We start from the raw sequence: 23,352 nt of genomic DNA, 5'->3' as shown, positions 1-23,352 counted from the left end.
AACTTATTTCATTTCTAAGATGCGGGAGGCATTTCGCCAATGAGTCTATTTTCAGAGAAAGTATTTTGGTTCGTAACCGGAAGTCAACATCTTTATGGTCCTGAAACGCTGCAGGAAGTGGAAGTGCATTCCAGGCAAATTACAGAAGGAATTGACCGTGACCCATCGATTCCCAACCGAATCGTTTTCAAGCCTGTCCTAACGACGCCGGATGCGATTCGCAGGCTCTGTCTCGAAGCCAATACGGATGACAACTGCGCAGGAATCATCACATGGATGCATACATTTTCTCCGGCGAAAATGTGGATTGCCGGCCTTTCCGAACTGCGTAAGCCGCTGCTTCATTTGCATACGCAATTCAATCGCGATATTCCGTGGGAATCGATCGATATGGATTTCATGAACTTGAACCAAGCAGCGCACGGCGATCGCGAGTACGGTTTTATCGGCGCACGGATGGGAATATCCCGTAAGGTGGTCGTCGGCTATTGGGAAGATCCGGCGGTAATTAGCCGAATTGCAGGTTGGATGCGTACAGCCGTGGCTTTCATTGAAGGACGAAACCTGAAAGTGGCTCGATTTGGCGACAATATGCGTCAAGTAGCCGTTACTGAGGGTGATAAAGTGGAGGCGCAAATTAAGTTTGGCTGGTCGATTAACGGGTATGGTGTAGGCGATCTCGTTCAGCGCGTAGGGGATATCTCGGAAGCGCAGGTGGATGAGTTGATGGATGAATACAACGAGCGCTATGACATTACCGCCGAAGGCCGATCTGCGGGTCCCATTCGCGATGCTATTCGCGAACAGGCGCGAATTGAACTCGGACTCAAAGGGTTTCTGCAGGAAGGCGGCTTCGGCGCTTTCACGACGACATTTGAAGATTTGCACGGCTTGAAGCAGCTGCCAGGTCTTGCGGTGCAGCGTTTGATGGAGCAAGGCTATGGTTTCGGCGGTGAAGGCGACTGGAAAACAGCAGCGCTCACCCGCGTGATGAAAATCATCGCGGCGAATGAAGGCACATCCTTCATGGAAGATTACACGTACCATCTGGAGCCTGGCAATGAACTTGTTCTCGGCGCGCATATGCTGGAGATTTGCCCGACAATCGCGGCTACACGCCCGAAAATCGAAGTGCATCCGCTCGGAATCGGCGGGAAAGCCGATCCGGCAAGAATTGTGTTCGACGGAGCCGGAGGTGCTGCATTGAATGCGTCGCTGATCGATATGGGAACCCGCTTCCGTTTGCTGATCAATGAAGTGGATGCGGTGCAGCCTGTGAAGGCGATGCCTAAACTGCCGGTCGCACGCGTCCTGTGGAAACCTCAGCCGTCGCTGCGAGACTCAGCTGAGGCATGGATCTATGCCGGTGGAGCTCATCATACCGTGTTCTCTTACAAGGTGACCACGGAACAGCTCGTGGATTGGGCGGAGTTGGCCGGCGTCGAATGTGTCATTATTAATAAACACACGTCGCCTTTACAGTTCCGCAACGAGCTGCGCTGGAGCGAAGCGGCCTGGAGACGATAAGAACGATAATATGAAGCTCGGAGACAAGTTGTTCTCCGGGCTTCTTTTTGTTTCAAATATTGAAAATTATCCCAATTCAAGCGAATATTATCCGTTCCAGAAATACCAAAACCGATGAATAATGGAGCTGTAAGACATTGTTACGCAGAAAGGAGGCATTGTTTGAAGTTTTTGATCATTTCCAAGAATTTGTGAGCGATTACAATTCGAAAAAAGAAAGAGGTAGAGTTGATGACTGCCAATCGAAAGCGAACGCTTGCCATCTTGCTTACTTTCTTGCTCATTTTTGCAGTTGTCCCTGCAACGGCTTTAGGTGCAAGCGCATGGGCACCAAACACAAGTTATCATGTCGGTGATATCGTCACATACGGAGGATCCACTTATAGCTGTCTGCAAGCTCATACTTCGTTAACCGGCTGGGAGCCGCCGAATGTGCCGGCGTTGTGGAAGCTGGAAAGCGGGGGAGGTACTGCCGACACACAAGCGCCAACGGTGCCTGCCAATTTGAAAGTAACGGCAACAACCACAAGCTCCATCTCATTATCCTGGACAGCATCGACAGATAATGTTGGGGTCGCAGGCTACGATGTGTACAAAGGAACGACGCTTGCGGGTACTGTTGCAGGAACGACTTTTACAGCTTCCGGGTTGACAGCAGGTACTTCCTATTCCTTTACGGTTAAAGCGAAAGATGCCGCAGGTAATGCGTCGGCTGCAAGCACAGCTGTGACGGGAACGACTCAAACCACATCCAGCGATACGCAAGCGCCAACCGCTCCAGCAAATTTGAGTTCCTCAGCTTTAACTAGCAATTCCGTAACTTTGTCCTGGACAGCGTCATCGGATAATGTTGGTGTTACGGGTTACACCATTTATCAAGGCACAACGAGCGTAGGGGCTTCTGCTGGAACAACATTTACAGTGACCGGACTTGCAGCGAACACAACGTATTCCTTTACGGTAAAAGCGAGTGATGCGGCAGGAAATAGTTCGGCGGCAAGCGCAGCGCTCTCGGTGAAAACGCAAGCAGGCAGCGGCGGACTGACAGGGGCGAAAATTGTAACTTACTATCCGGAATGGGCCGTTTATGGTCGTGGCTTTAAAGTTCCGGACATCGATGCTTCGAAAGTTAATGTGATTAACTATGCATTTGCCGATATTTGCTGGAATGGGGTTCATGGCAATTCAGACCCTACGGGACCTAATCCGCAAACATGGGCATGTGCTGACGAGACCGGCAATATCAGCGTGCCGAACGGGACGATTGTTCAAGGCGATCCATGGGCGGATACGGGCATGTCTTATACCGGGGATACTTGGGATATGCCGATCAAAGGCAGTTTTAATCAATTAGTCAAGTTAAAACAGGCGAATCCGAATGTGAAAACCATCATTTCCGTTGGCGGCTGGACTTGGTCGAACCGCTTCTCAGATGTGGCAGCAGATGCGACCGTACGTTCCAATTTCGCCAAATCAGCCGTTTCCTTTATTAAAAAGTATCAATTCGATGGCGTTGATCTGGACTGGGAATATCCGGTTAGCGGCGGTTTAGCCGGAAACAGCTATCGGACTGCCGACAAACAGAATTACATCCTTCTTCTTCAAGCCATTCGCTCGGAACTGGATACAGCTGGAGCAGCGGACGGAAAGCATTATTATTTGACGATCGCTGCAGGCGCAGGACCGAGCTACATTACGAATAATCAGCTTTCAAGTATGGCATCGATCTTGGATTGGGTCAATTTGATGAGTTATGATTTCCATGGAAGCTGGGAAGCCAAATCAGGTCAAAACGCTCCGCTGTATTTCGATCCGGCCGATTCAAGCTCCGACCCCGTAAACTTCAACGTCGATAAAGCTGTAACTTCCTTCCTTGCTGCGGGTGTACCGGCATCCAAGCTTGTGCTTGGACTCCCTTACTATGGGCGTGGATGGGCAGGCTGCGCTAACGTCAATGGCGGGCAATATCAAACATGCAGCGGGGTCTCGCAAACAGGAACTTGGGAGAAGGGTTCCTACGACTTCAATGACCTTCAAGCTAATTACATCAACAAGAATGGCTACACGCGTTATTGGAATTCTGTAACGAAAACCCCTTATTTATATAATCCAAGCGGCGGCACTTATATATCATACGATGATGAGCAATCGATACAAGCGAAAGTAGACTATATTAAATCTAAAGGCCTAGGCGGCGCCATGTCTTGGGAAGTTACCGGCGACCGTAACAAAACCCTGCAAACCATTGTGAAACAAGGCCTGCTTCCATAGCGTTCTTAAAGTGGAGACCGTACATCCCAATCATGTACGGTCTTTTAATTTCACGCTTAATAATGTCACATTTATCAATATGATCGCTACTTTCGTCCATTGACTTCTTTGATCCGTATGAATTAAAGTTAACTCAGTGACTTGTCCCATTTCTGGGGCGCTTATTTGGAGAGGAGAGCTTTGGGGATGACAACGAAAGCTTTTGAAGGCACGTATCAAGGAGAACAAGCCATTTGGCTTCAAGCCGGACGCTATGAGGCGGCTGTGCTGCCGGAAATCGGCGCAAATTTGATCGCTTTTAGAGATATGGACAATGGGTACCGTTTCTTGCACGAACCGGCAGCGGATGAAATGGAAGCGTTTAAAGCACGCCCGATTATTCATGGCATTCCGGTCTTATTTCCGCCGAACCGCTATGAGGACGGTAAGTTTCCATGGCAGGGCAACGTCTACGAATTCCCCGTCAATGAACCGAAAACGGGCAATCACTTGCACGGTTTTGTACACAATATTCCATGGTCGGTTGAGAAATTTGCCGCTGACGAAACGGAAAGTCGTGTGACGCTTGCATTGCGGGTAAGAGCAGGTCATTCCGTGTATGCTTACCTGCCGTTCGAGTTTACAATTCGCCTTACATACACGCTTAGCGAGCACGGCTTGCATCAACAAATCCGCGTACATAACGAAGGACAGGTCGCAATGCCTTGCTTGCTGGCGTTCCATACAGCTATTAATGCGCCATTTGCTCACGCAAGCCAAGCAGCGGATTACACATTCAAAATGACGATCGGCAATCGCTGGCAGTTAAGCGAAAGAATGCTGCCAACGGGCGAATTCCAGCCTTTGACTGAAGCTGAAGAGAAGATGAAAACGGGCGGATTGTCTCCATTCTTCGATTCCATGGACAATCATTACACATCAGCGCCGCAAAATGGCCGCAACTATATGGAGCTGACAGATGCCAAAGCCGGCGTAAAGCTCATTTATGATGTAGGCACTTCTTACAAGCAGTGGATGATATGGAATAATGGGGCTACCGAAGGTTTCTTCTGTCCGGAGCCGCAAATGAATTTGGTGAATGCGCCGAATGTCAATCTTCCGGCTGAGCAAATCGGCTTGGTTTCCTTAGAGCCAGGAGAAGTATGGGAAGAGACGGGCCGATTATACGTGGTTAAGCAATAAACGAATAGCTGAAACATGCCCCTTTCGCCGCATGGCTCAACCCGTTACGGGATTAGCTGCCAGTTGGTCGAAGGGGTCTTTTCTACTAGTCAGATAGGGGATAATGGAATGAACGAGGAAGATTTGAAAAAAGAAATTGAGAGACTTACGGAAGAAAACTTAAGATTAAAGCAAGAAATTACTAAACTTCGCAGTGCAAAGCGACCTGCTATGAAGTCTATGGATTCCATGTCCACGAAGCTGAAGGACGCTTTGCGCGAATAGCGCCGTCGAATCGACAATGTCTCTTCATTTCGATATAATGTACATTGGCAAAAGGAGGAATTAATATGAACGAAACATTACCGCCAAAAACTTGTTCCATTGACCGTTTGGTTACGAAAGAAAATGAAGTAGTAAAAGTCCTTGCCGGTGAAAAGACGGCATGCCGACGCAACGGTCGTTATGCCGACATCGGAGAGACGATGGAGCTGCAGGGGAAAAATTTTACCGTTACAAATGTTTATCAACAATCGTTAGGTGAGCTGACTGAACAAGATGCAAACAGAGAAGGGCATCCAACAGTTGAATCGTACAAGGAAAGCATTCTGTCTATGCATCCCGGCATGCCTTGGCTGCCGCATATGAAAGTATGGGTGCATGAATTCCAACTCGCTGAATAGCTATTACACAACGACAGTGCGGGTCTGCGGATCCGCACTGTTTTGTTAAAAAAACGAATGATGAAGAATGGATGATGATGTTGTCTTGGTATGTACTGCTTTTATATATCCATATTTTTAGCGTGATTCTAAGTATTGGACCTTACTTTATCTTGTTCCCGCTATTGACTAAAATCCAAGCCGCCCCGTTTGATAAACTTCCTGATTATTTGGAGCCATTTCGAATCACGGTTCGACTTACCAAACATGCAGGTCATGTGCTGGTTGCGACAGGCATCATTTTGACGTGGATCACGGCCTGGACTTGGAAAACATCGTGGATTGTCATTACAGTCTTGATCATGGTTGCCTCTTTGTACTTTATTGCAAGGGCGTTTTCACCGCTCATACGCCAGCTTCTGGCGCCACATGATAATCGGTCGGTGTTAGTACATAAACTGCGGAAAGCATTGATTGCCTACGTACTGATCACGCTATCGATGATGTGGTTTATGGTCGCGAAGCCAACCTTGTGGTAGTTGTAAAAAAGCGAGTAGAGATGTCTGGAATTGATGTCGGGACAAACCGAGTTTTCACGATATCTCTAGCCTTTTCTACCGTGCATAACAACGAAGTTGTAATACTTATAGACACAGTCTACGTCTACAAATCCGGCTTCACGGAGCCAGTTCAATTGGTGATCGAGCGTTGCCATTTTATCGAGCTTGGTCCGTTCATAGGCCGCTTGCAGCGCTTCCCGGCTTAAATCGGTTGCTTCGATTTTACCCTCCCAATCTGAGCGGTATAAGTTCTCCAGAAAAGGGCTGCTTCCTAGCACCTGGTCCGCATTAACGAACACACCGCCGGGTTTCAGCAGTTTGAAAATACGATGATACAGATCATATTTCTCATGATCCTCCAGATGATGGATGGAGAGAGAAGAGATAATGCAATCGTAAGAATCGGCGTAATCAAATCGTGAATAGTCAGCTGTGATGTACTTAAAGTTCGGACTCTCAGCCCCAAAACGTTGTTTGGCAATGTCCAGCATGCCCTCCGAAAGATCAATGAGCGTGAAGGAAGCATCGGGGTGCTGCGCCGATACGAGGCTGGAGAACAGTCCTGTACCCGCGCCCAGGTCAAGGATATGCGGCGCTTTGCTCCCACTTGGAATTAGCGAGGCTGCAATTTGATAATATTCGTCAAAACAAGGGATAAGCTTTCTACGTTGTGAATCATACTTACTAGCAATTTCATCGAATCTGGCTTGAATTGGATTGTGCTTCGCATCGTTCATGTGCAGTTTCACTCCGTTCTTGGATTTGCATGCTGTCTTGGAACTATCTTAGCGGAAATATGAGGAAAGAACTAATATATAGATCCGATGATCGTTATAGGTAATAACTATAAAGTCGTTCTGACTTATTGTGAAAATAAGTCGAGGGAGTGGAGCTGCGATGGACTAGTTAACGACTCATTCTGCTGGTCTTACGGATGACATGATTGATCACCTCAGAGAAAACAAGACCGATTGCGATCGCTCCGGACAACATAAAAGCTTTGGCAGCCAGCTGGACCGCCAGATCGTATTGGTTTTCAACAACGTTTCTCATCGCATCATAGGCAAGTCCGCCGGGAACAAGGGGAATAATGCCGGAAACGCTGAATACGATCACAGGTGTTTTGTAAATTTTTGCAAAGATTTGGCTAGCGAGCGTTACGATAAATGAAGCAATAAGTGTCGCCATAATCGGGTTAACGGGGACTTGAAGAAACAGCAAATAAAGCATCCAGCCTATCATCCCGACAAATCCGCACTGGATCAGAGTGCCCTTCGGCACATTAAAGAGAATGGCAAAAGCGGCAGTGGCAATGAAGCTTGTCGCAAGCTGTATGAGCATCAGATCAAACCCTCCCCGTTGTAAAAAGAAAGTACGAAGGCAATCCCGGCTCCGATCGCGAATGCCGTCAGGAACGCTTCGGCCCCCTTGGAAAGCCCGGATACAAAATGGCCGGCCATTAAGTCCCGGACCGCATTCGTGATCAGTAATCCCGGAACGAGCGGCATTACGGAACCGATAATGATTTTGTCCAAATCATGACCGAGCCCTATTTTCAGAAACAAATAAGCCATTGTCCCTATTAGCAAGGAAGCAAGGAACTCGGCGAAAAACTTGATCGGCACTAACCGATGGAAGTATATCAGGAACGATAAACCGGCGCCACCGGCTAACAAGGCAGGAACAAAGTCCAGCCATGTTCCGTCAAACATAATCAGGAAGCAGCCGCTCGCAATGCCCGCAGACATAATTTTGAACCAAATGGGATAGCCTGGGCTGGCCGCATCGATTCGCTCCAACAGACTGCAGGCTTCATTAACGGTAAGCTCGCCTTGGCTAATCTTCCTGGAAATCGCATTGACGAGGGTCACTTTATGCAAATCCGTTGACCGTTCGGAGATTCGAATCAAGCGCGTTGCGTGCTCGGGTCCGTCGATTGAAAAGATAATACCTGTCGGAGTCACAAAGCTGTGCGCATTGGGAATCCCGAAAGCATCTGCGACGCGTGTCATCGTATCTTCAACGCGATACGTTTCTCCGCCGTTCTCCAGCATAATTTTCCCGGCGAGCAGGCATACTTGTGCGACTTCGTAAGTTGTATGAGATGGATGATCCATGGCATGATCTCCTAATGGTATTTGCCCAAAGTATAGTATACGGTTGATAGGCTTTCAAGCAGAATTGAACTTCTTCATGAAAAAAGGTCTTGGATACATGTCGCTTTATGTTGTAAACTCTCTATATATCGTACGCGAAGAGGGATATCATGAGACAATTCGATCTTATTTCCGATATTCATCTTGATTTTTGGGTTAAAGATACGGGGAGTTTATGGAGTTTGCAAAGGAAGCTGAAGTCCTTCATTCGGCGGATATTGCCGGAGCCATCCTCGCAAACGCTGCTGATTGCAGGCGATTTGGGCCATAGCAATAAACAGAATTATTTGTTCCTTAAGCTGCTTAAAACTCATTATGCGAACATTTTACTCGTTATGGGCAATCACGATTATTACTTGGACAAGGCGACTCTGCAAGGCAACGGACATCGTGATTCGCTGGATCGGATGAAGGAAATGAAACTGCTCGCGAGTCAATTGTCCGGTGTTCAATATTTGGACGGAGATGCCGTCGAGCTGGATGGTGTGGTCTACGGCGGCTGCGGCATGTGGTACGATTTGCAGTATGGGATTCAAGTACTTCAATCGACTCAGGACCGGGTATTTAAGCATTGGTTGACAGTCTCGAACGATTACTCCCGGCTTCGGGGGAAGCCCCGATTGACGCTGGATATGTTTCAAAACGAAAAAGCCAAATTAGATAAGATTATAGCTGCTTCGCATGTCATTCTCACACACGTATCACCCGATTGGAGCCAGGTACCGAAGGGCATGGAGCTCGATTTGACAACCAGCTTCTACTACTTTGACGGATCTTCTTATAGCAATCAACTCGCAAATAAAATATGGTGTTTCGGACATGTCCATCATCGGATGGACTATGTGCATCATCATTGCCGGTTTATTAACGCCTCTATCGGCTACCCGAGGAAAGCACTCGCAGAGCCCGCCCAAATTCAAACTATATCTTTTTAAAAATGACCATCCTGGAGGAGAGTATCCCATGAGCTTACATATTCAACTCGTGAAACATACGGACCCGATTTTATTGGCGCTTATTGCCAAGCTGGATCAAGATTTGATGCAGCGATACCCGATTGAAGAGATTCATTTTGTCGATTTCAATGATCCCTCCGTTGAGCGGATCACCTTTGCCGTCGCGTTTGAGGGGGACATGCCTGTCGGATGCGGCGCGTTGCGTCCGATAAGTCCGGGGAGCACCGAGCTGAAGCGTTTCTTTGTCGATAAGGAATACCGCAATCGGGGTATTGCTTCGCAATTGCTATCATTCTTGGAGAAACAGGCTCTGGAAGCGGGCAATCATACCATTAGGCTGGAAACAGGCGCAGCGCAACCGGAGGCCATTGCCTTATATACCAAATATGGGTACTACCCGATTGAACCGTTCGACGAATATATCGATACTCCGGGAAGCTTGTGTTATGAAAAGAAATTATAACTCTCATACGATACACACGAAGCGACGTTCATTCGAATGTCGTTTTTCTTTTTTGCAACGGTTCCCGCCTCGTAATCCAATTTACGCATACCTCAGGAAAGTTTAGGAAATAATGTCGGTAAGACATTATCAACTTAGAATTCGGAGAAACCTACATGTTCGCTCGTTGGCTCCGCTCCAAAAAGCACACGCAGTCACAGGAAATCATCGAACCTATAGCATCCTTGCCGTTATTTCCAACCATTCAAGAAAATATAACTTACGTTCAAAGCGTACTTGGGTACAGTACGGATCTCGTGATTCGCGAATTTACGTATGATGCCATTACGGAACCGATAGCGATTCTGTATACGGATGGACTTGCTGATGCGAATGTCATCAATGATTTCATCTTGAGATCGTTAATGACGGAGTCTACGGAAGTGGACTCCGAACAAGATCCTTTTGACGTATTAAAAGCACACACCCTGACGATTGGTGAAATTCAACAAGTATCGGATATGAAAGTGATGTTGAATCATATCCTTTCTGGCGACTCGGTAATCTTGATTAACGGGTATACGGTCGGAGTTGCTGCCAGCACCAAAGGGTGGAAAGACCGGGGTGTCACGGAGACGCTCGTAGAAACTGTCGTGCGCGGACCGCGGGAAGCATTCTCCGAATCGCTTCGAACGAATACCGCATTGGTTCGGAGGAAAATTAAAGATCCTCATTTATGGGTGGAAACGATACAGATCGGTACGGTTACACAGACTGATGTCGCGCTTATGTATATAAAAGAGATTGCTCAGGAATCGCTGATTCTGGAGGCGCGCAATCGTTTGAAGCAGATTCAAATCGATGGCATTTTCGAGAGCAGCAACATTGAAGAATTGATTCAAGATGAAATTATTACACCATTCCCTACGATTTATAACTCGGAACGGCCTGATGTAGTAGCGCTCGAATTGATGCAAGGTAAAGTTGCGATTCTTGTTGATGGCACGCCTTTCGTACTTATTGCTCCAGCGCTATTTGAATCTTTCCTGAAAGCATCTGAGGATTATTATCATCGGGTCGATATCAGCACGTTAGTGAGGATGCTTCGGTATGCAGGTTTTCTTATTGCCCTATTGTCTCCTTCACTGTATGTAGCGATAACAACATTTCATCAAGAGATGCTGCCGACCCAGCTATTGATCAGCCTTGCTGCACAGCGGGAGGGCATTCCGTTTCCAGCCTTTATCGAAGCTTTACTCATGGAAATTACTTTTGAGATTCTGCGTGAAGCAGCACTTCGCATGCCGCGAAGCATTGGTTCCGCACTATCGTTCGTTGGAACTCTCGTTATCGGTCAAGCGGCTGTCGAAGCGGGCATCGTCTCGGCGGCTATGGTTATTGTCGTTTCGATTACGGCGATTTGCAGCTTCGTCTCTCCTTCCTATGATTTATCGAACGCCATACGCATTCTGCGGTTCCCATTAATGGCTCTAGCTGCCTCATTCGGGCTATTTGGAATACTTGCAGGATTACTCGGACTCATTTTGCACTTGAACAGCTTGCAATCATTCGGTGTGCCTTATTTGAGCCCGTTTGCCCCGTTGGAGTTGGACAAGCAGAAAGATGCCTTGTTTAGATTTCCTTTTCAAACCTTATTTACAAGAGTACGTGCTGCACATGCCCGAAATGTTGTAAAGCAAGCGAAAAGGAAGACCTTCAAACCTTAGAAGGAGGGAAGAGGCAGACGTGAAATCACAAGCGCGGCTAACGGTGAGCCTACTAGTCATCGTTTTGCTGTTAAGCGGCTGCTGGAGCCGCAGGGAGCTAAACGATATTGCCATTGCTGAGGGTGTTGGCATCGATTTCATTGGAAACCAGTATGAATTAACCGTCCAAGTCGTAAATCCGAGCAGTGTTACAAAAGGTAAAGGGGAACATGAGATTCCCGTTATCGTGTATTCCTCCAAGGGCACAACGTTGAACGAAGCCGTCAAACGACTGACTTCTTCCATATCACGGAACATCTATTTCGCGCACATTCGAATTCTGGTCTTCTCTGAAACGTTGGCTAAGCAAGGTATCGCCAAATCGATGGACTATCTGATGAGAGGGAGTGAGTTTCGCTCCGATTTCGACGTGGTGATCGCGAGGGAAAGTACGGCTAAGGAACTGCTGGGCGTTGTGACCCCCTTGGAAAAAGTACCCGCTAATTATATCTATAATTCTCTTGAGGCTGCCAAGAAAGAGTGGACTTCTGCGGTAACGATCAAACTGGACCAATTATCCAACGCGCTAGTGACCGCAGGCAAGAGTCCTGTCGTGTCCGGGATACGAATTATGGGAGAGCCTTCGTCAGGCACCGGCAAAACCAATATTTATTACACGGCCCCGCTGGTTCGGTTGCAATATTCCGGTAACGCAGTGTTCAAGAAAGATAAGCTTGTCGGATGGCTGAACGAAAAAGAATCTCGTGCTTATTCCATCATCACCAATCAGGCGAAACGATCTTCCGTGCACGTGGCCTGTCCCAAAGAAGGACTGATTGGCGTAGATATAGCCCGCAGCAAATCCAAGATATATGCAGTCGTCAAAAAGGATAAGCCAGAAATTTACATTGAAATGCGACTGGAAGGTAATGTTTCGGATGTGGAATGCCCAATTGAACTTTTCAAAACAGAAACGATTGATTACATAAACAAACAAATTATTGCGTTTGGGATGTCCAATATGAAAGAAACGATCAAGAAAACGCAGAGCTTTGGAACGGACATTTTTGGCTTTGGGGAGGCTGTGCATCGTGCTGACCCGAAATATTGGAAGAAAGTGAAGGATCATTGGGAAGACACATATAAGCAAATTGAACCCCATTTAAACATCGATGTAAAAGTTCGAGGAACAGGGACGCTAGGCGACTCGGTTGTAGGCGATGTGAAGGAGTAATTGAGATGTTAGTTGGTATATGCGTATTTCTGATCTCTGTCGCACTGGCGTGCTTTGAAATCCCTCGTATATGGAAACAAGGATGGAGAAAGGAGGTCTGGATTTACTGCACCCTCATGGCGCTTGGCAATGTCATGGCTACATGGAAAGGAATTGCCAAAGAAATACCTAATCCGGCCGACTGGATTACGGTTATTGTAGCGCCATTAACCAAACTATTAGTTCAGATCGGGTTATTAAAGCTATGAACAACGAGAAAACCATCACAGCCCGTCAACTCATGATCTTGATCTTTTTATTTTCGCTGGGCACGTCGATTTTAGTCGTTCCCACTTTGTTAGCTGCAGAAACGAAGCAGGATGCCTGGATATCAGGGCTAGCAGGGGTAGGAATAGGTCTTCTCTTTTTATGGTTTTATGTCAAATTAGCGAAGAAGTTTCCAGGATGTACACTGTTCGATATCCATAATCTCGTGTTGGGGAAATGGCTTGGGACCGTGGTGACTCTTTTTTTTGTTCTTGTTGGGGCTGTCATAAGCGCTCAGGTACTTTTCTATATTGGCGCATTCATGACCACTCAAATCATGCCGACAACGCCAATTCAAGCTATTCACATACTTATGATTACATTCGTAATCATAGGTGCCAAAACAGGAGTTATCGTTCTGGGGAGGACAGCGGAAATCTTTTTTCCGTGGATATTGCTTTTGTTTTTCCTTTTAGTGATTTTCGTAAGTCCGCAGTCCCATTTGATCAACCTCTTGCCCATTGGCGAAGCGGGTATCTTATCCAATGCGCGTGCTTCTTTAATGATTGTTGTTTATTCGTATTTCCCGATCGTATTTACCCTTTGCTTAATTTCTAAAGACACCCAATTCCCTATGAGGTTCTCTAAATCATTCATTTATGGGGGGATGCTAAGCGGTGGCATTATGATTATTATCGTACTTCTTGGCATCTTGGTGTTGGGTTCAGACCAATCATCCAGACAAGTGTATTCCACGTATGCCTTGGCAAAGAAAATTAGCGTAGGCAACTTTTTACAGCGGATTGAGGTCACGGTTGCGTTTGTTTGGTTTATATCGATTTATTTTAAATTAACGCTATATTTTCATGTCATGCTTAGAGGGATAGCGGCTCTATTTCGATCACAGAATTACAAAGCGCTCTCGACTCCAGCCGGAATCATTGTCGCAGTACTATCGTTAGTTGTGTATCCCAATGTAGCCTATATTCGCGAGTGGGATGAGCAGACATGGATACCTTTGGCGCTATATTTTGGAGGCGTTCATCCTGTCCTGTTGCTCGGGCTTGGTTACTTGCGAGGTAAATGAAAAGAGGACGTATATCCATGGGAAAAGATCAATTTACCCCAAGGCAATTTATGGTGATGGTCATTTTATATGCGATTGGCACTGCAATTTTAGTCGTTCCATCAACGGTAGCGTCTGAAGCCAAGCAGGACGCGTGGATGCCGGAATTGTTAGGGATTGGAATGGGAGCAGCGTTAGTCATGTTATATATGCTCGTTGCCAAGCAGAATCCGTCTTCGTCCCTTTTCGAGATTAATGAACTCGTTTTTGGCAAATGGTTGGGGAAGCTAATCACATTAAGCGTTGCATTCTGTACGCTCATCTTTAGTTCTCAAGTGGTATTTTACGTAGGTGAGTTTATGATCGTCCAAATTATGCCGACAACTCCGATTCAAGCCATTAACATATTATTAGTCTGTGTTGTTCTAATGGGGGCTAAATTGGGGATGGTCGTCCTCGCAAGAACGGCAGAAATCTTCTTTCCTTGGATTGTTCTGCTGTTTATTTTGTTCATCGTGGTTATTATTCCCAGTGTGGAGCCCAATCAAATATTGCCCATAGGGGAAATTTCTGTCATGCCGGTTATAGGGGCATCTCTAAAAGTAACAACCTACTCCTATATTTCCATGTTTATTACCTTCGGCGTCATCACGCATCAAGTTACTAGTTTGCAGAAGGCTCAGAAAGCTTATTTAATAGGGGTGGTGGTTAGTGGTTTGATTTTGTTGTCAATTGTTGTCGCCAGCATTCTAGTGTTAGGAGCGGATAATGCAGCTACTCAAGTGTATCCTAGTTACGCGCTTGCCCAACGAATTAATGTCGGCAATTTTTTGCAAAGAATTGAAGTTATTGTAGCCTTCCTTTGGTTGGTATCTATCTATTTCAAACTATCCATTTTTTTTTATGCGACAATAAAAGGTTTAGCGGCAGTGCTCCAATTACGCGATTATAAAATATTGTGTGTGCCTATCGGTATCATTATCACTGTCCTTTCCCTGGTCGTGTATCCGAACAAAGCTTATCAGCAGAAATGGGATGACGTGACATGGATTCCATTGTCGCTGCTTCTCGGGCTTTTGTACCCTTTTCTGATCCTAGGGGTCGGATGGATGCGCAAGATGCGAGCGAAAAAGTTGAATGGCAGCGGTTAATTACCCGTCTGAAAAGTGAAGGATTCTTGTCCGTTTACGGAGGTTTGAATGAAACAATTACGGAAGCTCACTGTTCTACTTCTGCTCGTAATCTTTACATCTTTGCTAATTGCCGCGGATACTCCTCAGAGCGAAGTATCGCTCCCCGTGCTTAACTACCATAGTATTGGGATCGAACCGGGTAACCCGTACGTGCTCCACCCCGATGCTTTTGCTCGCCAGATGAAATATTTGGCAGCGCATCATTATACCCCCATCTCGCTGTCCGACTTCGCGCTTATGCTGGAGAAGAAAAAGGTCGTCCCGCGGAGACCAGTGCTGCTAACCTTTGATGACGGCTATGTCGATAACTACGAGTTGGCGCTTCCGCTTCTCCGGCAGTACGGCTTTCCGGCTGCAGTGTTCGTATTGCCTGGTAACATCGGACACGAGAATTACCTCAGCTGGCCGCAAATCAAGGAGATGTTGGCGGCCGGGTGGGAGGTGCAGCCCCATAGTATGACGCACCCGCATTTGCCGCAGTTAACAGCGGCCCAGCAGCGCGAGGAAATTACGGAATCGCGCAGGCAGATCGAAGCTCAGCTCGGGACGACTGCAGATATTTTCGCTTATCCGTACGGCGAGTATAACGAGGAGACGCTGGCGATTTTAAAGGAGGCGGGATTTCGTTACTCATTCACTACTAAGCCAGGCTGGGCTGCATCGTCCCAGAACCGTTATGAACTTCATCGCATCGTCGTGCGTGGAGTTGACAGCTTTCGAACCTGGGTCCGGCAGATCAAGCATAACGTTACCTGACAGGTCGTTTAAAGAAAGCGAGCAATTGCTCATTTTGCGGAACGAACGATACGAGTTCCCAACCGTGACGACCCCAGCAGGAAAGCGAGTTGTCAATAAGCAGCCCTAATGTCCTTCCGCTATTGTTCTTCAAGATATCACCAAGTCCGGATTCATAATGGTACTCCCATTGCTGGTAGTAGTCATCAGGAACGACATCAGGGAGAGTATCCTTAGGATCTTGATGGATGCGTACCATTGTGTTGGATAGGGCATTCAAGATGGCTTCGCGTTCAGTTTCCTCCAGTGCAAATGCCCGCGGTGCTTTCGGAATATTAAATTTCACATGAGAATGGTATACCTGCAAAATTAGTGTGCCAAGCAAAGTCTCATCCGGTTTCTTGATCACATACCATGCACAGCGTTCCCGTTCTTCGGGGGGACCCCAGTTTTCGACGGAATCAGCCAAGTTAAAACCCGGGCGCGTAATAAGACCATAGTCGCTCAGTTGTTTGAAAAAGGGAGCCATAAACTTTTGGATATAGACCCCATAAGCACGATCGCCGTGCTCGTTAAATAAGTGTGTTAGCTCATTGTTGTGCTCTGTCAGTACAGAAAGCGAGGATTGTTTAATGCATTGATCTGCGTAATAAGCAATAGAATGAATCGTTGGTTCTTGATCTTGAAGATAATCTTGAATAGATTGCATGTTGTTAACTCCTTTATGGTTTCAGTAATTTAAACAATATAGAATAATCTAATGATTGTAGATTAATTCTGGATGGAAAAATTGTCAAGTGAAAAATTGTTCGACTATCCGGATGCGGCTGATTTCCCAGCCAAAAGAAGGGGATCTTGAATTCATACTAAAGCTTTTGGATTAGTAATGGATTTACATCAATATTTTAGTATAATCGTAGTTAGAGATTGAAACTCTCGTCACCATAAAACGATTAAGGAGCTTTGAAATGGAAAAAACTCTCATTTTCGGACATAAAAATCCGGACACCGATTCGATCTGTTCTGCACTTGCTTACGCATCCTTGAAAACTAAACTAGGCCAAAACGTCGAGCCCGTTCGTCTGGGAAGCATAAACGGCGAAACGCAATATGCACTCGATACATTCAAGGTAGCAGCGCCCCGCCAAGTTGAAACGGTTGCTAACGAAGTGAAAAATGTGATCCTCGTCGACCACGTTGAGCGTCAACAAAGCGCTAGCGACATCGATCAAGTTCGCGTCGTTGAGGTTATTGATCACCACCGGATCGCTAACTTTGAAACAAGCCATCCGCTTTACTACCGCGCAGAGCCTGTCGGTTGCACAGCGACTATTTTAAATAAATTGTACAAAGAAAACGGCGTTGCGATCGATAAAGATATCGCTGGTTTGATGCTGTCCGCTATCATTTCTGACTCCTTGCTGTTCAAATCCCCAACTTGCACAGAGCAAGATGTAGCCGCAGCTCGCGAACTGGCTGAAATCGCAGGCGTTGATGCTGATACTTACGGTTTGGCCATGCTGAAAGCAGGCGCGGATCTTAGCGACAAGACGATCGCTCAATTGATTTCCCTCGATGCGAAAGAATTCCAAATGGGCAGCTACAAAGTGGAAATCGCGCAAGTGAATGCGGTTGACGTGAATGATGTATTAGCTAAACAAGCTGAGCTTGAAGCTGCACTAACTAGCATTATTGCAGAGAAAAACCTCGATCTGTTCCTGTTCGTTGTGACAGACATTTTGAACAATGATTCCGTAGGACTGGCGCTTGGCCGTAAAACAGACGCAGTTGAGAAGGCGTACAACGTGACTTTGGTAGATAAGAAAGCGACCTTGAAAGGCGTTGTTTCGCGCAAATCGCAAATCGTGCCTGTATTAACGGATGTTTTCAATAACCTGTAAGCAATAGCTGTAGACTTCAGACACCGTTCGTAATGAGCGGTGTTTTTTGGTTCTTTGCCATACTTTTGATATCATAGAAGAGATAAACGAGAAGAGAGGTGGATTGGAATGGTTGAACAAACGGGACATAATCATTATGAGCTGGCGACTTTTGCCGGTGGATGTTTTTGGTGCATGGTGACGCCTTTTGAGGAGATGCCGGGCATTATTTCGGTGATTTCGGGCTATATCGGCGGGCATACGAGCAATCCGACGTACAAAGAAGTGTGTTCGGAGACAACAGGTCACGCGGAAGCCGTACAAATCACGTTCGATCCTGAACTTTTTCCATTCGATAAATTGCTCGAAATCTTCTGGCGTCAAATTGACCCGACGGATGCCGGCGGCCAATTCCATGATCGCGGGTCGTCATACCGGACAGCGATTTTCTATCATAATGATGAGCAGCGGGCGCAAGCTGAAGCGTCCAAGGATGCGTTGGAGCGAAGCGGCAGGTTTAACCGTCCGATCGTGACGGAAATCGTTCCGGCCGAAACGTTCTACGAAGCGGAAGAGTACCATCAGGACTATCACCATAAAAATCCTCTGCGCTATAAAGCGTACCGCAAAGGCTCGGGACGGGATGCTTTTATTGAGCAACACTGGAACACAGCCAGGGATAAAGAAGAGCGCAAAAAGCAGCTGACTCCGCTGCAATACGAAGTGACGCAGAATAATGCCACGGAACGTCCGTTTGCCAATGAGTTCTGGGACTCGCACGAAGAGGGGCTTTACGTTGATATTGTTTCCGGAGAACCGTTGTTCAGCTCCTTCGACAAGTTTGATTCCGGGTGTGGCTGGCCTAGTTTTACGAAACCGCTGTTTCAAGGCACGGTGAAAGAAAAAATCGATACGAGCCACTTTATGGTTCGGACCGAAGTGCGCAGCCAGGAGGCGGACTCACATTTAGGCCACGTATTTACGGATGGACCGGGACCGACAGGATTAAGGTATTGCATTAACTCCGCCTCGTTAAGGTTTATTCCTGTTGCTGATTTGGAAAAGGAAGGCTACGGTGCTTATCTGCGATTCTTTCGTGAAAATGGGAATTCGGAGAAGTTCTAACATTACACATATTTGATTGCAAGACGCCAAAGGAGAAGGTTTTGTCTCCGAGTGGCGTCTTTTTGTATGATATTAAGTAATTGGGGGGGTTAGGAGTGGAGAGTGAGGGAGAGGTAGAGGTAGAGGTAGAGGTAGAGGGGGAAGGAGAATGAGAAGGAGCAGGAGCAGGAGCAGGAGCAGACTGGAAGCGGCTAGAGCTTTTTGTGCCCAGGCAGATAAAATAAGCTGTAACGCCCATTTTGGCAGCAACAGCAGCTAGAAAGTTTGAAAGTCCCCCTGAAAGAGCCAAAATTGGCCTTACAGGCGGAAAAAATGTATCTTGGAAGGAAATAGCAAGCTGTAACGCCCATTTTGTCCGCTACAGCAGCAAAAAAGGTCGCAAGTCCCCCTGAAAGAGCCCGAAAGGCCCTTACAGGCTTAGATATGCGCCCAGGGCCGAAAGCCGGGCTGTATACCCATTTTTCTAGCCTAAAACATCCCCCACATTCGTAACTTTCTGGGCGAAAACAGTCATCGCCATTGTAGGCGAATGATTATTATTACTTATCATGAAGAAATCGCGCGTAAATGCATGTCCCTTCAGATGAATTTCGTTCACTTCGCCGCTTTCAAGTTCTTTTCGAACGATCCAGCGTGATAGGATCGCAATTCCAAGGCCGGCGGCAACAGATTCCTTAACGCCCTGGCTGCTGTTAAACACATAGGAACGCTTGATATGAAGACCAGCGTCTCGAATGAATTGCTCGGTGAATGCACGCGTTCCGGAACCGCTCTCGCGAAGAATCCAGATTTGATTTTGAAGCCGATCCGGGTCGACAGAACGCTGCCCGGACAAGGGATGATTAGGCGGTGCAATCAGAATTAATCCATCCTTCATATAAGGAGTGATACGAAGTTCATCGTCATAGACTTGACCTTCGACGAGTCCGATATCCAAATCATTGTCACGAACAGCTTGGACAATTTCTTGTGTATTGCCGATGTTTACTTTAGCGTCAACCTCCGGATATTGATTTGCATAATCAGCCAGTAATCGCGGAAGCATATATTCGCCGATCGTGAAGCTTGCGCCAATTTTGAGTGAGCCGCTGACCTTGTGCTGCAGCAGGTTCATTTCTTGCTTGGCTTCTTCATAGATCGCGATGATTTGCTTCGCGCGTTTGTAAAGAATTTCGCCGGCCTCAGTTAACTTCACCTGTTTAGGAGAGCGGTGAAGCAGCTTTGCACCGAGCTCGGCTTCAAGATTGCGAATATGCTGGCTGACACCGGGTTGAGAGATATGCAGCAGCTCGGCGGCGCGTGAGAAGTTTCTTTGCTCGCATACCGCAGCAAAAACAGCTAACGTGTCAATTATCAAAATATACCCCTCCGTTCAGACAATCCCAGTATTAACAAGTCTATCATAAGTTTTACTTATGGTACAAATGCGGGATTCGTATTTCCATTCTTAAACTCATCGTCTTATAGTGAGGTTACCAAGCAAAACTCGAAGGAGTGATCACAATGGCACGAGCCAAGGCAGTTCCTTACTACACGAAGCAAATGGGTTTCGGATTCGCCAAAGGAATCGGTCTTACTCTAGCACTGGCATTGATTGCAAAAGGGTTATCCGGTTTTCCCATACTCAGCATCATGGGGCAATTAGTTATTGCCATTATGCTCGGAATCGGTTGGAAAGCAGCAAGGGGGGTATCCGAGCAAACATTTGCAGGCGCCTCATTCGTAAGTAAAAAATTGCTGCGGCTTGGTATTATTTTGTTAGGAATGCGGTTGAATATGAATGATTTGATCCAAGCAGGCCCTCAGCTTCTTATCATAGCGATTCTTCAAATCGCGTTCGCTATCTGTGTTGTTTATGGTCTTTCCCGCCTGTTCAAAGTTGAACGAAGACTCGGGATGCTCACAGCATGCGGGACGGCAATATGCGGTGCCGCGGCGATAGTAGCGATAGCGCCACAAATGCGGGCAAGTGACGAAGAGACTGCGATCAGTGCGGCATCAGTCGCGATATTAGGCACGTTATTCACTATGGTTTATACGATGATTTACCCTTACTTGGGTTTAACGCCGCAAGGATATGGCATTTGGGCAGGCGGAACTTTGCACGAAATTGCCCATGTCATCGCAGCGGCTGCACCCGTTGGTCGTGAAGCTGAGGATATGGCTGTCATGGTAAAGCTGACGCGAGTCGCTATGCTTGTACCCATAGCTATCGGGATTGGAATATGGACTAGACGTTTAGAAGACAAGAAGTGTGAAGGTAGGGGTAAGGATAGGGTGTCTGAATCCAAAAGATGGCGATCCGTTCCCATTCCATGGTTCATTCTTGGATTTATTGTTATGTGCTTCATGAATACGTCTGGCGTATTATCGAAGGAACTCACTAACGATCTAATTAATGCTGCCTATTTCTTTATTGCCATGGCGATGGCGGGTCTGGGACTCAGCGTGAACATCCGCGCATTCCGTCGTTTTGGTATGCAATCATTTACAGCAGGCCTGATTGGATCCATACTGCTATCGCTATTTGGTTATGGAGTGGTCATATTCACTATGTAAATAATGAATGCTGAGAAAGGAATAATGGAGTCTGACAAGCCATTTAAAATAAGATTTGGAGAAGGTATTGACATTTCAACTTAGTTGTAACTATAATGATTACATCAAAGTCAGTTGTAACGAAAATCATTACAACGAAAACGCCAATTTATGGAGGGATTGTCAGATGAAAATAGCAGTTATTGGAGCAAGTGGAAAAGCGGGAAATGTGATTGTGAAGGAAGCGTTGGATCGAGGGCATTCGGTTACAGCGATCGTAAGAAACGCAGCTAAAGTTGATCATGATCAAGTTGCGGTTTTGGTAAAAGACGTATTCGAACTAAAAGCAGGGGATCTGAGCGGTTTCGATGTGGTTGTGAATGCATTTGGCGCAGCGCCGGGGCAGGAGTTTAAACATGTAGAAGCAGGAAGAGTACTGATTGAAGCGTTAAAAGGCGCTCCAAGTACCAGACTCCTCGTCGTTGGCGGAGCAGGCAGCTTGTATGTCGATCCTGACAAAACCGTCCGTCTGGTAGATACGCCCGAATTCCCTAAAGAATATTTACAAACAGCACTGAACCAAGGTGAAAATCTGAAGGAATTGCAGCAATCGGATTCCATTCAATGGACATTCCTCAGTCCGGCGGCTTTCTTCAATCCAGCTGGCAAACGTACCGGTGCTTACCAAAAAGGAAAAGACCATCTGTTACTGAATGCACAGGGTCAAAGCTATGTCAGTTATGCGGACTATGCCATTGCCGTATTGGATGAAATTGAGAATCCGCAGCATCGAAACGAACGATTCACGGTTGTATCAGAAGCTGAATAATCAATGCTAGCATCACAGGATCATAGGGAGTAGATATATAAAAAAAGGACGTACTGCGGAAAAATGATCCCAGTTACGTCTTTTTTTTCTGGCATTGCTATTCTTTATACCACGGATTCAAATGTATGAGCACCTCATCCACGTCGGCATGGCGATCCATGATTGATCGTTTGATTTCGCGAGAGATATCGTGCCCCTGTTGAATGGTCAGCTCACCCGGAATAGAAACTCTGGCATCGACCAAAATATAATGGCCATGCTCCCGTGCGCGAATGCGGTCGATGCGTTTCACTTGTGGAATCGCTTGAATCAGCGAAGTGTATTGAAGCAGCTTCTGCTGGTCGACTGTTTTTTCCATCAAAATGTCAAAGGATTCCTTGCCCATCTCAATCGCAAGCTTCAAAACTAACAAAGAGACAATAATTCCTGCCGCTGCATCGCCGTAAGCTAGAACATGAAGGTGGTAGGCTTCGCCAAGGAACGCAAGTCCAATCCCGACAACAGCCGCCAAAGAAGCATAAACATCGGCAAGGTGATCCTTGGCTGTCGCAATAAGACCTTTGCTGTTCGTTTTTTTGCCGATTCTCAGCGTATACGCATAAAGGACATATTTCCAAATCAATGAAACGGCTGCCGCGGTTAACGCGATTATGCTTGGTGCTTTAGGATCTTCGAAAAAACCTGCTATCGAATGATAAGCGATATAAAGTGCAGCTATTCCTAAAATAAAGGCGACAAATCCGGAGCCAAGCACCTCTGCTTTGCCATGACCATAGGGGTGGTCGTCATCGGCAGGGAGTTTCGATATTTGCATCGAGCTGAGTGCAGCGATCGTCGCAATAATATCTCCAGCGTTGTGAACGCCGTCTGCCAGTAGAACTTCACTGTAAAAGAGCAGTCCAATCACGATTTTGATTACAGTCAAAATAATGTTGCTGATGAGGGAAATCCATATCGCCCAAACCGAGGATTTGTTGTCAGTGCTCATCAAAGATGACCTCCTTCAGAAGTGTTTCCCCAAGGAAAAAAAATCCCTCGACCGGTTGGTCAAGGGATTTGGATTTA

General features: G+C 46.6%; 24 protein-coding genes. 18 read left to right on the top strand and 6 right to left on the bottom strand.

The features are described 5' to 3' along the window. Positions 1 to 39: 39 nt before the first annotated feature. From araA to ACFQZT_RS23160, 6 genes are all read left to right on the top strand, one after another. Positions 40 to 1,527 carry an L-arabinose isomerase gene (gene araA / locus ACFQZT_RS23185; protein ID WP_379303587.1) on the top strand — a complete coding sequence of 496 codons (1,488 nt, stop codon included), beginning with the start codon at positions 40 to 42 and terminating at the stop codon, positions 1,525 to 1,527. A 231-nt stretch (positions 1,528 to 1,758) separates the two neighbouring features. Next, the gene (locus tag ACFQZT_RS23180) at positions 1,759 to 3,798 is read left to right on the top strand and encodes a glycosyl hydrolase family 18 protein (protein ID WP_379303585.1); all 2,040 of its coding nucleotides are present in this window, start codon (positions 1,759 to 1,761) and stop codon (positions 3,796 to 3,798) included. A 186-nt stretch (positions 3,799 to 3,984) separates the two neighbouring features. Beyond that, on the top strand, positions 3,985 to 4,980 hold the full coding sequence (locus tag ACFQZT_RS23175) for an aldose 1-epimerase (protein WP_379303583.1): 996 nt from the start codon (positions 3,985 to 3,987) through the stop codon (positions 4,978 to 4,980). Positions 4,981 to 5,088: 108 nt separating this feature from the next. Beyond that, entirely contained in the window at positions 5,089 to 5,244 is a 156-nt protein-coding gene (locus ACFQZT_RS23170) for a hypothetical protein (RefSeq protein ID WP_379303581.1), read from the top strand. Between the two features lie 65 nt (positions 5,245 to 5,309). Then, positions 5,310 to 5,642 carry an ASCH domain-containing protein gene (locus ACFQZT_RS23165; protein WP_379303579.1) on the top strand — a complete coding sequence of 111 codons (333 nt, stop codon included), beginning with the start codon at positions 5,310 to 5,312 and terminating at the stop codon, positions 5,640 to 5,642. 71 nt (positions 5,643 to 5,713) lie between these two features. Next, a complete protein-coding gene (locus ACFQZT_RS23160; protein ID WP_379303577.1) occupies positions 5,714 to 6,160 on the top strand; it encodes a hypothetical protein in 447 nt (148 codons plus the stop codon). Between the two features lie 65 nt (positions 6,161 to 6,225). Here ACFQZT_RS23160 and ACFQZT_RS23155 read toward each other — a convergent pair whose 3' ends face one another. The 3 genes from ACFQZT_RS23155 to ACFQZT_RS23145 form a co-directional block, all read right to left on the bottom strand. Continuing rightward, a complete protein-coding gene (locus ACFQZT_RS23155) occupies positions 6,226 to 6,918 on the bottom strand; it encodes a class I SAM-dependent methyltransferase (protein ID WP_379303575.1) in 693 nt (230 codons plus the stop codon). A gap of 169 nt (positions 6,919 to 7,087) precedes the next feature. Next, positions 7,088 to 7,522: a threonine/serine exporter family protein gene (locus ACFQZT_RS23150; RefSeq protein ID WP_379303573.1), complete on the bottom strand. Its 435-nt coding sequence runs from the start codon at positions 7,520 to 7,522 to the stop codon at positions 7,088 to 7,090. Continuing rightward, positions 7,522 to 8,298, bottom strand: a complete 777-nt coding sequence (locus tag ACFQZT_RS23145) for a threonine/serine exporter family protein (protein ID WP_379303571.1) — start codon at positions 8,296 to 8,298, stop codon at positions 7,522 to 7,524. The genes ACFQZT_RS23150 and ACFQZT_RS23145 overlap by 1 nt, the downstream gene beginning before the upstream one ends. A gap of 149 nt (positions 8,299 to 8,447) precedes the next feature. On the opposite strand from ACFQZT_RS23145, the gene ACFQZT_RS23140 reads away from it, so the two are divergent. From ACFQZT_RS23140 to ACFQZT_RS23105, 8 genes are all read left to right on the top strand, one after another. Further along, on the top strand, positions 8,448 to 9,272 hold the full coding sequence (locus tag ACFQZT_RS23140) for a metallophosphoesterase family protein (protein ID WP_379303569.1): 825 nt from the start codon (positions 8,448 to 8,450) through the stop codon (positions 9,270 to 9,272). A gap of 28 nt (positions 9,273 to 9,300) precedes the next feature. Beyond that, complete coding sequence (locus ACFQZT_RS23135) at positions 9,301 to 9,756, top strand: GNAT family N-acetyltransferase (protein WP_379303567.1); 456 nt, start codon at positions 9,301 to 9,303, stop codon at positions 9,754 to 9,756. Between the two features lie 155 nt (positions 9,757 to 9,911). After that, entirely contained in the window at positions 9,912 to 11,462 is a 1,551-nt protein-coding gene (locus ACFQZT_RS23130; RefSeq protein ID WP_379303565.1) for a spore germination protein, read from the top strand. 19 nt (positions 11,463 to 11,481) lie between these two features. Further along, positions 11,482 to 12,675, top strand: a complete 1,194-nt coding sequence (locus ACFQZT_RS23125; RefSeq protein WP_379303563.1) for a Ger(x)C family spore germination protein — start codon at positions 11,482 to 11,484, stop codon at positions 12,673 to 12,675. 5 nt (positions 12,676 to 12,680) lie between these two features. Continuing rightward, entirely contained in the window at positions 12,681 to 12,923 is a 243-nt protein-coding gene (locus tag ACFQZT_RS23120; RefSeq protein WP_379303561.1) for a hypothetical protein, read from the top strand. Continuing rightward, positions 12,920 to 14,008, top strand: coding sequence for a GerAB/ArcD/ProY family transporter (locus ACFQZT_RS23115; RefSeq protein WP_379303559.1), 1,089 nt, complete (start codon positions 12,920 to 12,922; stop codon positions 14,006 to 14,008). The genes ACFQZT_RS23120 and ACFQZT_RS23115 overlap by 4 nt, the downstream gene beginning before the upstream one ends. A 17-nt stretch (positions 14,009 to 14,025) precedes the next feature. Then, entirely contained in the window at positions 14,026 to 15,138 is a 1,113-nt protein-coding gene (locus tag ACFQZT_RS23110) for a GerAB/ArcD/ProY family transporter (protein ID WP_379303557.1), read from the top strand. Positions 15,139 to 15,186: 48 nt separating this feature from the next. Further along, a complete protein-coding gene (locus ACFQZT_RS23105) occupies positions 15,187 to 15,936 on the top strand; it encodes a polysaccharide deacetylase family protein (protein WP_379303555.1) in 750 nt (249 codons plus the stop codon). Here ACFQZT_RS23105 and ACFQZT_RS23100 read toward each other — a convergent pair. Next, positions 15,929 to 16,624, bottom strand: a complete 696-nt coding sequence (locus ACFQZT_RS23100) for a DUF6022 family protein (RefSeq protein WP_379303553.1) — start codon at positions 16,622 to 16,624, stop codon at positions 15,929 to 15,931. The two genes, ACFQZT_RS23105 and ACFQZT_RS23100, sit on opposite strands and share 8 nt — an antisense overlap. Before the next feature lie 259 nt (positions 16,625 to 16,883). On the opposite strand from ACFQZT_RS23100, the gene ACFQZT_RS23095 reads away from it, so the two are divergent. Beyond that, positions 16,884 to 17,816 carry a manganese-dependent inorganic pyrophosphatase gene (locus ACFQZT_RS23095; RefSeq protein WP_379303551.1) on the top strand — a complete coding sequence of 311 codons (933 nt, stop codon included), beginning with the start codon at positions 16,884 to 16,886 and terminating at the stop codon, positions 17,814 to 17,816. A 108-nt stretch (positions 17,817 to 17,924) separates the two neighbouring features. Further along, a complete protein-coding gene (gene msrA / locus ACFQZT_RS23090) occupies positions 17,925 to 18,920 on the top strand; it encodes a peptide-methionine (S)-S-oxide reductase MsrA (protein ID WP_379303549.1) in 996 nt (331 codons plus the stop codon). Positions 18,921 to 19,383: 463 nt separating this feature from the next. Here the strand turns inward: msrA and ACFQZT_RS23085 are convergent, their stop codons facing one another. After that, positions 19,384 to 20,277, bottom strand: coding sequence for a selenium metabolism-associated LysR family transcriptional regulator (locus ACFQZT_RS23085; protein WP_379303547.1), 894 nt, complete (start codon positions 20,275 to 20,277; stop codon positions 19,384 to 19,386). Between the two features lie 146 nt (positions 20,278 to 20,423). On the opposite strand from ACFQZT_RS23085, the gene ACFQZT_RS23080 reads away from it, so the two are divergent. Together ACFQZT_RS23080 and ACFQZT_RS23075 are read left to right on the top strand one after the other, a co-directional pair. After that, positions 20,424 to 21,479 (top strand): YeiH family protein, encoded by a 1,056-nt coding sequence (locus ACFQZT_RS23080; RefSeq protein ID WP_379303545.1) that lies wholly within the window; start codon positions 20,424 to 20,426, stop codon positions 21,477 to 21,479. Positions 21,480 to 21,645: 166 nt separating this feature from the next. After that, positions 21,646 to 22,287, top strand: coding sequence for an NAD(P)-dependent oxidoreductase (locus ACFQZT_RS23075; protein ID WP_379303543.1), 642 nt, complete (start codon positions 21,646 to 21,648; stop codon positions 22,285 to 22,287). Positions 22,288 to 22,384: 97 nt separating this feature from the next. On the opposite strand, the gene ACFQZT_RS23070 is transcribed toward ACFQZT_RS23075, so the two are convergent. Next, positions 22,385 to 23,275 (bottom strand): cation diffusion facilitator family transporter, encoded by an 891-nt coding sequence (locus tag ACFQZT_RS23070; RefSeq protein WP_379303541.1) that lies wholly within the window; start codon positions 23,273 to 23,275, stop codon positions 22,385 to 22,387. Positions 23,276 to 23,352: the final 77 nt, after the last annotated feature.

The organism is Paenibacillus sp. GCM10027628, assembly GCF_042676385.1.
Taxonomy (GTDB): Bacteria; Bacillota; Bacilli; order Paenibacillales; family NBRC-103111; genus Paenibacillus_E.
The sequence above is the reverse complement of the archived record's forward strand: the minus strand, read 5'-3'. Positions and strand labels throughout refer to the sequence as shown.